Raw genomic sequence first — 12,649 nt, 5'->3', positions numbered from 1 at the left:
ACGATGACGTACACAGTGAACTGCTCCATCCTCCTCACCGAGCTGCCCCTGCTGGAGCGCCCCGCCGCGGCCAAGGCCGCCGGCTTCGACGCCGTGGAGTTCTGGTGGCCCTTTGCCGCCTCCGTCCCCGCCGACGCCGAGGTCGCCGCCTTTGAGCGCGCCATCACCGACGCCGGCGTCCAGCTCACGGGCCTGAACTTCAGCGCCGGCGACATGCCGGCAGGCGACCGCGGCCTGGTCTCCTGGATCGGCCGCGAGCAGGAATTCAGGGACAACATCGACGTTGTCGCCGGGATCGGCGGCCGCCTGGGATGCAAGGGCTTCAACGCCCTCTACGGCAACCGCCAGAACGGCCAGTCCCCCGAGGCGCAGGACGAGGCGGCACTGGAGAACCTGCGCGCGGCCGCCGCGGGAGTCGCCACGATCGGCGGCACCGTGCTGCTGGAGCCGGTCTCCGGCACCCCCGCCTATCCGCTGAAGACCGCGCAGGACGCGCTGGAGGTCATCGCCACGACCGGCGCGGAGAACATCAAGCTGCTGGCCGACTTCTACCACCTGGCTGTCAACGGCGACGACGTCGCCGCCGTCATTGAAAGCCACGCCAAGGACTTCGGCCACATCCAGATCGCCGACAACCCCGGCCGCGGCGCCCCCGGCACCGGCACGCTCCCCCTCGGCGAGTGGATCACCCGCAGCCGCGAACTCGGATACGCCGGCCCCATCGGGCTTGAATACAAGGCCGCCGCAGCGGACGCCTTCACCTGGGCCATCCGCGAACCCGCCGCCAGCAACTAATCCCCCACACTTTCCCCTAAGGACCCCTCATGAAGAACATCGCAGTCATCGGCCTCGGGATCATGGGCCTGCCCATGGCGGTCAACCTCGTCAACGCCGGATTCACGGTCGCCGGCTACAATCGCAGCCAGGCCGCCACCGACAAGCTCGCTGCCGCCGGAGGCCGCGCCGCCACCAGCATTGCCGACGCCGTCAAGGACGCCGACGCCGTCATCACCATGGTGCCGGACTCCCCCGACGTCGAGGCGGTGGTCGGCGGCGACGCCGGCGTCTTCGCCAACGCCCGCAAGGGAACCCTGTGGATTGACGCCAGCAGCATCCGCCCGGACGTGGCCAAGCGCCTCGCCGGGGACGCGGCGGCCGCCGGCATCCGCCCGCTCGACGCACCCGTTTCCGGCGGGGAGCAGGGCGCCATCGACGGGGTCCTCTCCATCATGGTCGGCGGCGACGCCGGGGACTTCGCGGACGCCGCTGACGTACTAAGCGCCGTGGGCAGGACCATTGTCCATGTGGGCCCCTCCGGTTCGGGCCAGACAGTCAAGGCGGCGAACCAGCTGATCGTGGCCGTCAACATCCAGGCACTCTCCGAAGCCATCGTCTTCCTCGAGGCCTACGGCGTGGACACTGACGCCGCCCTCAAGGTCCTCGGCGGCGGGCTTGCCGGCTCCAAGGTCCTGGACCAGAAGGGGCAGAAGATGCTTGACCGCAACTTCGACCCCGGTTTCCGCCTGGCCCTGCACAACAAGGACCTCGGCATCGTCACCGCCGCTGCCCGCGAAGCCGGCGTCGCCGTCCCACTCGGCGCGGCCGTGGCCCAGCTGGTGACCGCCATGGTTGCCCAGGGCGACGGCGGCCTGGACCACTCGGGCCTCTTCAAGCAGGCCCTGGCCACCTCCGGCCGCCAATAGCCGCCGAACCACACCCAGCCGCCCGGCCAACTGCCGCACCAGGCACCCAGTGCAGGAACCGGCGTCGTCCGCCACAAAGCGGCGCCGGCGCCTGCAACACACCCAAAACCACCCCAAATCTTTCTCCCAAGGAGCACACCATGACCAAGATGCGCGCAGTTGACGCGATCGTCGCAATTCTGGAAAAGGAAGGCGCCACCGAGACGTTCGGACTGCCCGGCGCCGCCATCAACCCGCTGTACTCGGCCATGAAGGCCCACGGCGGCATCCGCCACACGCTGGCCCGCCACGTCGAGGGTGCCTCGCACATGGCCGACGGCTACTCCCGTGCCGCCGACGGCAACATCGGCGTCTGTCTGGGCACCTCCGGCCCGGCCGGGACCGACATGATCACCGGGCTGTACGCCAGCTGGGCCGACTCCGTGCCGATCCTGTGCATCACCGGCCAGGCCCCCCTGGCCAAGCTGCACAAGGAAGACTTCCAGGCCGTGGACATCGAGACCATCGCGGCGCCCGTCACCAAGATGTCCATGACCGTCAAGGAGCCCGGCCAGGTGCCCGGCGCGTTCCAGAAGGCGTTCGGGCTGATGCGCTCGGGACGTCCGGGCCCCGTGCTGCTGGACCTGCCGTTCGACGTCCAAATGGCCGAGATCGAGTTTGACATCGACCTGTACGAGCCGCTGGAGGCCGCCAAGCCGAAGGCCACGCGGAAGCAGGCCGAAAGGGCCCTGGACATGCTGTTCGCCGGCAGTCACCCCCTGATCGTGGCCGGCGGCGGCATCATCAACGCCGGCGCGTCGGAGAAGCTGGTGGAACTGGCCGAGCTGCTGTCCATCCCGGTCATCCCCACCCTGATGGCGTGGGGCGCCATCCCGGACAGCCACCCCCTGATGGCCGGCATGGTGGGCATCCAGACCTCGCACCGCTACGGGAACGCCTCCTTCCTGGCCTCCGACGCCGTCATCGGCATCGGCAACCGCTGGGCGAACCGCCACACCGGCGGCCTGGACACGTACCGGAAGGGCCGCACCTTCATCCACGTGGACATCGACCCGACCCAGATCGGCCGCGTCTTCACCCCCGACCTGGGCATCGCCTCCGACGCCGGGGCCGCCCTGGACATCCTGCTGGAGGTGGCCCGCGAACGCAAGGCCGCCGGCACGGCGCCGGACTACACGGGGTGGGCAGCCGAATGCACTGCCCGCAAGGGCACCATGCAGCGCAAGACGCACTTCGACAACGTGCCGCTGAAACCGCAGCGCGTGTACGAGGAGATGAACACGGCCTTCGGCGAGGACACCACCTACGTCTCCACGATCGGCCTGTCCCAGATTGCCGGCGCCCAGATGCTGCACGTCTTTGGCCCGCGCCGCTGGATCAACGCCGGGCAGGCCGGCCCGCTGGGCTGGACCGTCCCCGCCGCCCTGGGCGTGGTCCGCGGCAAGCCCGGCCAGAAGGTGGTGGCGCTCTCGGGCGACTACGACTTCCAGTTCATGATCGAGGAACTGGCCGTGGGCGCGCAGTTCAAGCTGCCGTACATCCACGTGGTGGTCAACAACTCCTACCTGGGCCTGATCCGCCAGTCCCAGCGCGGCTTCGACATGGACTTCGAGGTGTCGCTGGCCTTTGAGAACACCAACTCCCCGGAAACCAACGGCTACGGCGTGGACCACGTCAAGGTGGCCGAGGGCCTGGGCTGCAAGGCCATCCGCGTGGAGCGCCCCGAGGAATTCCCGGCCGCCTTCGCCAGGGCGCAGGAACTGATGGAGGAATTCCAGGTTCCCGTGATTGTCGAGGCCATCCTGGAGCGCGTGACCAACATTTCCATGGGCTCCGAGCTGGACAACATGACCGAGTTCGAGGGCCTGGCCGAATCCTCCGCCGACGCCCCCACCGCCATCCTGGCCCTGCAGGGTTAGGCAGCTGCCATGCGCGTCATCCTGGCCCCGGACAAGTTCAAGGGGTCCCTGTCCGCTCCCGAGGTGGCCCGGCACCTGGCCGCGGGCCTGCGGTCGGCGAACCCGGCACTGGAGCTCGAGCTGGTCCCGCTGGGCGACGGCGGCGAGGGCACCGTCGATGCCGCCGTCGCCGCCGGGTTCACCCGGGTCACGGCCACGGTCGAGGGACCCACGGGCGGCCCGGTTGACGCGGATCTCGCGGTCAGGGGCACCACCGCCGTCATCGAGATGGCGGCCGCCTCCGGGCTCCACGTGCTCGACGGCGGCACCTTGGTACCGCTCACGGCGTCCAGTTTTGGCACGGGCCAGCTGGTGACGGCGGCGCTGCACGCTGGCTGCACCGAGATTGTCCTCGGCGTGGGCGGCAGCGCCTGCACCGACGGCGGCGCCGGCATGCTGGCTGCCCTCGGCGCGAAGCTGCTCGACGCGAAGGACCGACCCATTCCGCGCGGTGGCGCCGCCCTTGCCGCCGTGTCGCGGATCGTGCTGGAAACCCTTGACCCCCGGCTGGCCGGCACGCGGTTCACGCTGGCCAGCGACGTGGACAACCCGCTGCTGGGCCCCGACGGCACGGCCGCCGTGTTTGGACCCCAAAAGGGCGCGAGCAGCGCCCAGGTGGACCAGCTGGAAAACGCCCTGGAACGGTACTTCCGGGTGCTGTCCAATGAGCTGGGCATGCACTCGGTCGATGCCAGCGACCACCCCGGCGCCGGGGCCGCCGGAGGCACCGGCTACGCGGCCCTGGCCGTGTTGAACGCAACCCGCCGGCCGGGCATCGACGTCGTCATGGAACTCACCTCACTGGCGCAGCGGCTGCCGGGCGCCGCCGTCGTGGTCACCGGCGAGGGCAGCCTGGACCACCAGAGCCTGCGCGGCAAGGCACCCGTGGGCGTTGCCGCGGCGGCACACCTGGCGGGCGTGCGGACGCTTGCCGTCTGCGGCCGCACCACCCTGAACGAACCGACACTGCGCGGCGCCGGCTTTGACCGGACGTTTGCCCTGACCGATCTTGAACCCGATGCCTCCCGCTGCATGAGCCACGCGGGGGAGCTCCTGAAGCGGATCGGTGCAACCATTGGAATGGAACTGGCCGCGGCCCTGGAAGAGGAGACCTCCCTTGTCTGAATCAACCCCGTCTGAATCAACAACCTTTGACCTCGTCATCCGCGGCGCGCGAGTGCTCACCCCGGGCGGCACCGCCGCGCACGAGGTGGGCATCAACGCCGGAGTGATTGCCGCCGTCGAGCCCCTCGGCACGGGCCTGGCGGGCCGTGAAACCATCGAGCTGGCCGCGGATGAAACCCTGCTGCCCGGCCTGGTGGACAGCCACGTCCACATCAACGAACCCGGCCGCACCGACTGGGAGGGCTTCGCCTCCGCCACCCGCGCCGCGGCCGCCGGCGGTGTCACCACCGTGGTGGACATGCCGCTGAACAGCATCCCGCCGACGACGACGGTCCCCCATCTTGAGCTTAAGCGCGAGGCTGCCGCGGGGCAGGCGTTTGTCAACGTCGGATTCTGGGGCGGGGCCATCCCGGGCAACACTTCCGACCTCCGCCCCCTGCACGAAGAGGGCGTGTTTGGCTTCAAGTGCTTCCTCATCCACTCCGGCGTGGACGAGTTCCCGCACCTGGAGGCCGAGGAGATGGAAAAGGACCTCGCGGAGATCGGTTCCTTCGGCTCGCTGCTCATTGTGCACGCCGAGGACTCCCGGACCATCGAGCAGATCACGCCCGTGCCCGGCCGCCACTACTCGGACTTCCTGGCCTCCCGTCCGCGCGCCGCGGAGAACGCGGCCATTGCCCGGGTCATTGACGCGGCCCGGCGCACCGGGGCCCGCGCCCACATCCTGCACCTGTCCTCCGCCGAGGCCCTGCCGCTGATCGCCGCCGCCAAGGCCGAGGGCGTGCGGATCACCGTGGAGACCTGCCCGCACTACCTGACCCTGCAGGCCGAGGACGTGCCCGACGGCGCCACCGCCTACAAGTGCTGCCCGCCCATCCGCGAGGCCGGCAACCGCGAGCAGCTGTGGCAGGGCCTGGAGGACGGCACCATCGACTGCATCGTCTCCGACCACTCCCCCAGCACCCTGGACCTGAAGGATCTGGACAACGGCGACTTCGCCGTGGCATGGGGCGGGGTGTCCTCGCTCCAGCTGGGCCTGCCGCTCATCTGGACCGAGGCCCGCAAGCGCGGCATCCCGCTGGAAAAGGTGGTCGGCTGGATGTCCTCCGCGCCCGCCGCGCTGGTGGGGCTGGCGTCCAAGGGCCGCCTGGCCGTGGGCGCCGACGCCGACTTCTCCATCTTCGCCGCCGACGAGGCGCAGGTGGTGGACGTGACCCGGCTCAAGCACAAGAACCCCATCACCCCGTACGACGGCGCATCCCTGACCGGGGTGGTCCGGCGCACCTTCCTGGCCGGCGCCGAGATCGACGGCGTCACCCCGACGGGCAAGCTGCTGCGCCACGCCGTGGTCCCGGCGGTCGAGCCTGCCGAGCTTGTCCAGACAAAGGAGACCCGTGCCTGAGCTGGTGCCGCCGCCCGCCCTGGGCGAAAGCGTCACCGAGGGCACGGTCACCCGCTGGCTGAAGGCCGTGGTCGACACCATTGACCTGGACGAGCCGCTTGTGGAAGTCTCCACCGACAAGGTCGACACCGCACTGCCGTCCCCCTTTGCCGGCATCCTGGAAAGCATCCTGGTCCGCGAGGACGCGACTGCAGGGATCGACCAGGTGCCGGCACCCCAAACCACCGCTGTCCCGGCCGTCCCTGCCACCGTGCAGGCCGGGACGGCGGGACCAAGCCCCGCCCCGGCGTAAAGCCGACATTCCTGCCGTTCATCGCGGTGGCCGTGGCGGCGGCCCTGAAGGAGCACCCGGTGCTCAACGCGGGGTGTGACGAGGCCGCCGCCTTCGCACCCTGGCCCGCAGACTGTGACGCACCTGTTGCTGTTTCCGGCGCGATTTTCGGCAACAAGTGCAGCACAGTTTCCCTAGATCCGCGGGCGGGCTGCCCAGCGCGCCGCCTTCAGCGCGAGGTGCAGCTCGAGGCGGACCCGTCCTGCCAGGGGGTCGGCGCCGATGATCCCGCGCACCCGCGCGATCCTGTTGTAGACGGTGGAGCGGTGCAGGTGGAGCCGCTCCGCAATCCCGGCGACGGCGCCGTCGTTGTCGTACAGCAGCTCCAAGACGGGGAACAGCTCGACGGCGTCCGGCCTGTCCCTGACCAGGCGGTAAAACACGCTGTCCTCCGGGTCGGCCGCGCCGCCCGCCAGGACCTCATACACCCCGGCCCCGCGCACGTCGAGGATCGACCCCAGCACGGGGTCCACGGCGGCCGCCTGTGCCGCAATCCGCGACTCCCGGTACGCCGCCGGCAGCGCGCGCAGCGAGCCGAACGGCTCCCCGATGCCCATGACCACGTTCGACGCCGGGACTCCCGTCCGCTTCGCCAGCTCGCCCTCGTAGCGCCCGAGGACGGCGGCATGCGCCGTGCGGCCCCGCGTGGCACGGAACAGCATCACGGCATGGCTGCCCAGCCCGGCCGTAAACAGCGCGTCGTCAATGCCCACCGTCGCCTGGAGGCCGGCGCTGCGGTTGACCAGGGCCGCGGCCAGGGGGTCCCGCACCGCCCGCGGGCCGGTGTCCATGCCGGGCGTGGCATATATCGTGGCCGCCTGCCACGGCCCGCGCTGGCGGATCTCCGGCCATTCGGCAATGACGTCAATGGCATGCCTGTCGCCGTCCGCGGCGGCGAGAAACTGCTGCTCGCGGGCCCGGCGCTGGCTTGATTCGGCGGTGTTCGAGTCGAGGAGCAGCGTGGCGAGGAGGTCCAGCGAGTCCCGGACCTGGGGCAGCTGGGCGAGGATCGCCGTCGCGCTTTGCTCCTGGGCGTCCTGCTGGACCCAGAGGTATCCCACGCGGAAACCGCGGACCAGCAGCGGCACACAGACGCGCCCCAACATGCCCAGCTCCGTATTGGCGGGCACCACCACGGGGCGGACCGCGGCGGCAATGCCGTGGGAGAGCTGCCAGGTGCTGACGTCGGCCGGGACCCGCTTGCTGAGCAGGAAGTTCACCCGCACCCTGTCCGCGTGCGACTGGTTTGAGCTGTAGGCCAGCAGCAGACCGTCCAGGTCCTCCAGTGAGAGCCCGCGGCCCAGTTCGACGGCGAGCCGCTCCACCAGCTCTTCGATCTCCTGGTTCCGCATGGATCCAGCGTACGGCCCAAAACAGACAACGGGCGACACTTGGACCGGCCACATTCGACACTTGTCGAGACCATGACTGGAAAATACCCGGAATGGCGCGGTGGCGGACGGACGGAAGGCCGCGGTCCCGTGAGCCAGTCCACAAACCGGACCTAGTCTTGGAGGTACCAGGCCGTGGTGGATTTGACCGCAGCGGCCACCAGACCAAAAGGAAAAACCATGATTATCGGCGTCCCCAAGGAAATCAAAAACAACGAGTTCCGCGTGGCCATGACGGCCTCCGGCGTGCACGAGTTCACCCGGCACGGCCACACTGTCCTGGTGGAGAGGGGTGCCGGCCAGGGTTCGGGCATCGAGGACGCCGAATACGAGGGCGCGGGCGCGGAACTTGTCAGCGATGCGGCGGAGGTCTGGGGCCGGGCGGACATGGTGGTCAAGGTCAAGGAACCCATCAGCATTGAGTACCCGCACTTCCGCAAGGGCCTGGTCCTGTTCACCTACCTGCACCTCGCCGCGGAGCCGGAGCTGACCCGCGCGCTCATGGACAGCGGCGTCACCGCCATCGCCTATGAGACAGTCCAGCAGGGCCGCGCACTGCCGCTGCTGGCCCCCATGTCCGAGGTGGCCGGGCGCCTCTCCGTGCAGGTGGGCGCCCAGTGCATGACCGCCCCGGCCGGCGGCAAGGGCATCCTGCTCGGCGGCGTGCCCGGCGTCCGGCCGGCCAACGTGGTGATCCTGGGGGCAGGCGTGTCCGGCACCAACGCCGCGGCCATGGCCATCGGCGCCGGCGCCGACGTGACCATCCTGGACATCAACATCGATCGCCTGCACCAGCTGGACGACCACTACCAGGGCCGCCTGAAGACCGTGGCCTCCAACGCGCTGGAAATCGAGCGCTGCCTGGTGCAGGCGGACCTGGTGATCGGCTCGGTGCTGATCCCGGGGGCCAAGGCGCCGAAGCTGGTCACCAATGAGCTCGTGGCGAAGATGAAGCCCGGTTCCGTGCTGGTGGACATCGCCGTGGACCAGGGCGGCTGCTTCGAGGACACGCACCCCACCACGCATGAAAACCCCACGTTCAAGGTGCACAACTCCATCTTCTACTGCGTGGCCAACATGCCGGGCGCGGTGCCGAACACGTCCACGTATGCGCTGACCAACGTCACGCTCCGCTACGCCGTGGCGCTGGCCAACCTCGGCGTCGCCGCGGCCCTGGACGCGGACCCCGCACTGGCCGCCGGGCTGAACGTGGCGGGCGGCCAGGTGGCCCACCACTCGGTCTCCACCGCCCACGGCCTGCCCCTTGCGGAGGACTGGCACCAGCTGGTCTAGGACTCCTCGCAGCCAGGACGTCCGGGCAGGAAACTCTGGACGGCACGCACGCACCCGCGTAGCGTGCCGTCCAGAGACCTTTAAGGAGTCCCCCATGAGCAGCTTTGCCACCTCGCGCGACGGCACCCGGATCGCCTACACCGTTGAAGGGTCGGGCCCGCCCGTCATCCTGGTGGGCGGGGCCATGCAGTTCCGCGGCTTCGACCCAAACACTGTCGCCATGGCCACGATGCTGGCCGCCCAGGGCTTCACTGTGGTCAACTACGACCGGCGGGGCCGCGGCGAAAGCGCCCAGGCGCCGTCGTTCACGCTGGCGGACACCATCGACGACCTCCGCGCGCTCATCGATGCGGCAGGGGCACCCGCGGCGCTCTTTGGCAGTTCCTCGGGTGGATCCATCTGCCTCGCCGCCGCTGCCGCGGGCCTGCCCGTCTCCGCCCTGGTTCTCTGGGAGGTGCCGCTGGGGGCGGAACAGGGCACCGACAGCGCCGCTAACCTGGTGGGGCTGCGCGAAAAGCTGGCGGCCGGGATCGGGGACGACGTCATTGCGTACTACATGAAGGACATGCCGCCTGAATGGCTGGAGGGCGCCCGGAAGAGCCCGGGATGGCCCGTCATGACGGCCATGGGCCCGTCCCTGGAGCCGGACACGGAGTCCCTGGCCTGGACCCAGTCGGCGCCCCGCGCGCAGTTGTGGTCCGCCATCACGGCACCGACGCTGGCCGTGGTGGGCGAGCAGACGCTGCCCATCATGCCCCTGGCCGCCGAGTCCATCGCCGCCAACGTCCCGCACGGGAGCATGGCCACCATCCCTGCCGCCAACCACAGCTGGGAACCGGACGTGATGGCCAACCGGATCGCCGAATTCCTGCGAAGCCTGCCATGAGCCTGGTCAGCTGTGATGTCCCGCTGTCATCATCGGCCGGAACATGTTTGGCCCGGTCCGCGGCCCCCGGGGAACCTGGGACGCCACGGTGAAAGGTCCGTGGCGCGGCTGGTGGGGCGAGGACCCGCGGCACCACATTTTCTTTCGTCGGCGACAGCCCGGCTGCGGCCATGGAATTGGCTCGCGCCGCAGCCGGGGAACGCGATGTCCCGATTAGTGGCGGGGCCCAAACCATCAACCACCACCTGGCGGCCGGCATGATCGATGAGCCGCGGCTCCACCTTGTCCCGGTGGTGTTCGGGGCCGGCTGGCGCCCGTGATCGGCCAGTGACCGTGTGGCGCTGCGCCGTGACCGCGGCGCAATGACGTTGCTCTTGTGCGCATCTTGGGCCACCGCCCTGTGGCTGCCGAAGCGGCCCGCCTACGCTGGTTTTATGCGGTCCCTCCGGTCCGCTTCCACGTCGACGGCCACCACGGGAGGGCTACATGTCACGAACCTGGAGGCACCCGGCCCTGGCCCTGGCCACTTGCGCGGTGCTGGCCCTGGGCGCGTGCGCTTCAGGAAGCACGACGGCGGCACGCACCCCGGCTCCCCCCGCGACCTTGGGTGCATCTTCCCTGGGCGGCACCGCCGCGGGGGACGGCCCCACGGTCATGCCGACCACGGCCTCGGCCACGCTGTACTACATTGCGCAGGGCGATGGCGGGGTTTCCGGGCCTCCGGTGGGCTGCGGCGACAGCGCCGTGGCCGTGACCAGCGCGGCGATCAGCTTTACCGACCCGGTGGAGGGTGCGCTGCGGACGCTGCTGGCGGACCACTCGCAGCACCTGGGGCAGTCGGGCCTCGACAATGCCCTGTGGCGGTCGCGCCTGGCCGTGCAGTCGGTCACGCGCACCGGGGCATCCATCACGGCGCATCTGGTCGGCACCCTGAAAATGGGCGGGGAGTGCGACATTCCCCGCGTGGAGCAGCAGCTGCTGCTCACGGCCAAGGACGCGGCGGGCGCGCCCGTGGCCATCACGATCAACGGAAAAACGTTGAGCCAGGCACTCAGCTTGAAGTGACAAGGCCTGGTGAAAAACTTTTGATGCTTATTTAGCAACTTCGGTTGTATCCTGACATCGTGAACACTTCAGCCGCTGGCGCCAATGCTGCCGCCGAGTCCCTGCCCAATGAAACACCGCCCAACAACCTGCCCGGGGACCTGCTGGCCGAGGAAACCGTCGACGCCCTGGCGCGCGCGCAGGCCGTGGACGGGTCCGCCGGTGCGGCGCACCGCCACGACGCGCTGCTTTCCGCCCGTGCGGCGAACATCAAGCAGTCCGCCGTCCGCGACGTTTTTGAGATTTCCATGCAGCCCGGGCTGGTGTCGCTCGCCGGCGGGAACCCGAACCTGGCGTCCCTGCCGCTGGAGCGGTTGGGCGAGACGGCCCGGCGCATCATTGCCGAGCGCGGGCTGGAGGCGCTGCAGTACGGCGGCGGACAGGGCACCCTGGAGCTGCGGACCCAGATCTGCGAGGTCATGGCGGCCGAGGGCATCCTCGACGCCGACCCGGACAACGTTGTCATCACGGCGGGGTCACAGTCCGCGCAGGACGTTGCGGCGAAGGTGTTCTGCAATCCGGGCGACGTCATCCTGCTCGAGGACCCCACCTATGTGGGCGCGCTGAACACCTTCGAGGCGTACGAGGTGGACGTGCAGCCGGTGGCCGGCGACGAGCACGGCATCATCCCGTCCGAGCTTCGCACCCGCATCGCGGCATTGCAGGCGGAGGGCAGGCGCATCAAGCTGCTCTACACGATCCCCAACTTCAACAACCCCTCCGGGGTGATGCTGGCCCCGGAGCGCCGCCAGGAGATCGTGGACATCTGCCGCGAAGCCAACATCCTGGTGCTGGAGGACAACCCTTACGGCCTGTTGAAGTTCGACGGCGTCCTGCCGGCACCCCTGCGCGCGGCGAACCCGGAGGACGTGCTGTACTTGGGCTCGTTTTCCAAGATCTTTGCGCCGGGGCTGCGCATTGGCTGGGCGCTGGTGCCGGCGCACCTGTTGCAGCGGTTCTACCTGGCCAGCGAGGCGGTCACGCTGTGCCCGCCCACATTCAACCAGCTGTTGGTCAGCGACTACCTGGGCAGCTACGACTGGCAGGGGCAGATCAGCACGTACCGCAGCCTGTACCGGGACCGCTGCGCGGCGTTGCTCTCGGCACTTGATGAATTCATGCCCGCCGGCGTGTCCTGGACCCGGCCCGAAGGCGGATTCTTCGTGTGGCTCACCCTGCCGGAAGGGATCGACACCTACCCCCTGCTGCACCGGGGGATCGACGCCGGTGTGGTGTTCGTGCCCGGTGCCGCGTTCACGGCGGCCAAGGGGCCGAGCAACAAGCTGCGCCTCGCGTACAGCGCCGTCCCGCCGGAAACCCTGCGCGAAGGCGTGAAGCGGCTGGCACCCGTGCTGGCGGAGGCCATCGCGGCACTTTGATCCCGGTGCCGCTGCGCGAGCAGCGGGCTCTGGGAACGCGTCGAGACCCCGGCAAGCGGTGGTTGAGCCTGTCGAAG

At 69.7% G+C, this 12,649-nt stretch carries 11 protein-coding genes and 1 pseudogene; 11 read left to right on the top strand and 1 reads right to left on the bottom strand.

Annotated features, from left to right (window positions below):
• Nucleotides 1–3 precede the first annotated feature (3 nt).
• The 6 genes and pseudogenes from G6034_RS16670 to G6034_RS16645 form a co-directional block, all read left to right on the top strand.
• Complete coding sequence (locus G6034_RS16670) at nucleotides 4–795, top strand: hydroxypyruvate isomerase family protein (protein ID WP_176636236.1); 792 nt, start codon at nucleotides 4–6, stop codon at nucleotides 793–795.
• A gap of 29 nt (nucleotides 796–824) precedes the next feature.
• Nucleotides 825–1,703 carry a 2-hydroxy-3-oxopropionate reductase gene (locus G6034_RS16665; RefSeq protein ID WP_176636235.1) on the top strand — a complete coding sequence of 293 codons (879 nt, stop codon included), beginning with the start codon at nucleotides 825–827 and terminating at the stop codon, nucleotides 1,701–1,703.
• Between the two features lie 140 nt (nucleotides 1,704–1,843).
• Nucleotides 1,844–3,622: a glyoxylate carboligase gene (gcl, locus tag G6034_RS16660; protein ID WP_176636234.1), complete on the top strand. Its 1,779-nt coding sequence runs from the start codon at nucleotides 1,844–1,846 to the stop codon at nucleotides 3,620–3,622.
• 9 nt (nucleotides 3,623–3,631) lie between these two features.
• Nucleotides 3,632–4,786 (top strand): glycerate kinase, encoded by a 1,155-nt coding sequence (locus G6034_RS16655; RefSeq protein WP_176636233.1) that lies wholly within the window; start codon nucleotides 3,632–3,634, stop codon nucleotides 4,784–4,786.
• Nucleotides 4,779–6,188, top strand: coding sequence for an allantoinase AllB (gene allB / locus G6034_RS16650; RefSeq protein WP_176636232.1), 1,410 nt, complete (start codon nucleotides 4,779–4,781; stop codon nucleotides 6,186–6,188). Before G6034_RS16655 ends, allB begins: the two co-directional genes overlap by 8 nt.
• A pseudogene (locus G6034_RS16645) lies at nucleotides 6,181–6,477 on the top strand (biotin/lipoyl-containing protein); the annotation flags it as partial. The gene allB and the pseudogene G6034_RS16645, both read left to right, overlap by 8 nt.
• Before the next feature lie 176 nt (nucleotides 6,478–6,653).
• Here the strand turns inward: G6034_RS16645 and G6034_RS16640 are convergent.
• On the bottom strand, nucleotides 6,654–7,871 hold the full coding sequence (locus G6034_RS16640) for a PucR family transcriptional regulator (RefSeq protein ID WP_176636231.1): 1,218 nt from the start codon (nucleotides 7,869–7,871) through the stop codon (nucleotides 6,654–6,656).
• Between the two features lie 219 nt (nucleotides 7,872–8,090).
• Between G6034_RS16640 and ald the strand changes: the two genes are divergently transcribed.
• The 5 genes from ald to G6034_RS16615 all read left to right on the top strand — a co-directional run bounded on the left by ald (nucleotide 8,091) and on the right by G6034_RS16615 (nucleotide 12,572).
• A complete protein-coding gene (ald, locus tag G6034_RS16635) occupies nucleotides 8,091–9,203 on the top strand; it encodes an alanine dehydrogenase (protein ID WP_176636230.1) in 1,113 nt (370 codons plus the stop codon).
• 94 nt (nucleotides 9,204–9,297) lie between these two features.
• The gene (locus G6034_RS16630) at nucleotides 9,298–10,089 is read left to right on the top strand and encodes an alpha/beta fold hydrolase (RefSeq protein ID WP_176636229.1); all 792 of its coding nucleotides are present in this window, start codon (nucleotides 9,298–9,300) and stop codon (nucleotides 10,087–10,089) included.
• Between the two features lie 170 nt (nucleotides 10,090–10,259).
• Complete coding sequence (locus tag G6034_RS19950) at nucleotides 10,260–10,409, top strand: dihydrofolate reductase family protein (protein WP_246296181.1); 150 nt, start codon at nucleotides 10,260–10,262, stop codon at nucleotides 10,407–10,409.
• 166 nt (nucleotides 10,410–10,575) lie between these two features.
• Nucleotides 10,576–11,154 (top strand): hypothetical protein, encoded by a 579-nt coding sequence (locus G6034_RS16620; RefSeq protein ID WP_176636228.1) that lies wholly within the window; start codon nucleotides 10,576–10,578, stop codon nucleotides 11,152–11,154.
• 143 nt (nucleotides 11,155–11,297) lie between these two features.
• The gene (locus tag G6034_RS16615; protein WP_176636251.1) at nucleotides 11,298–12,572 is read left to right on the top strand and encodes an aminotransferase-like domain-containing protein; all 1,275 of its coding nucleotides are present in this window, start codon (nucleotides 11,298–11,300) and stop codon (nucleotides 12,570–12,572) included.
• Nucleotides 12,573–12,649: the final 77 nt, after the last annotated feature.

This window comes from Arthrobacter wenxiniae (genome assembly GCF_013376105.1).
Taxonomy (GTDB): Bacteria; Actinomycetota; Actinomycetes; order Actinomycetales; family Micrococcaceae; genus Specibacter; species Specibacter wenxiniae.
The sequence above is the reverse complement of the archived record's forward strand: the minus strand, read 5'-3'. Positions and strand labels throughout refer to the sequence as shown.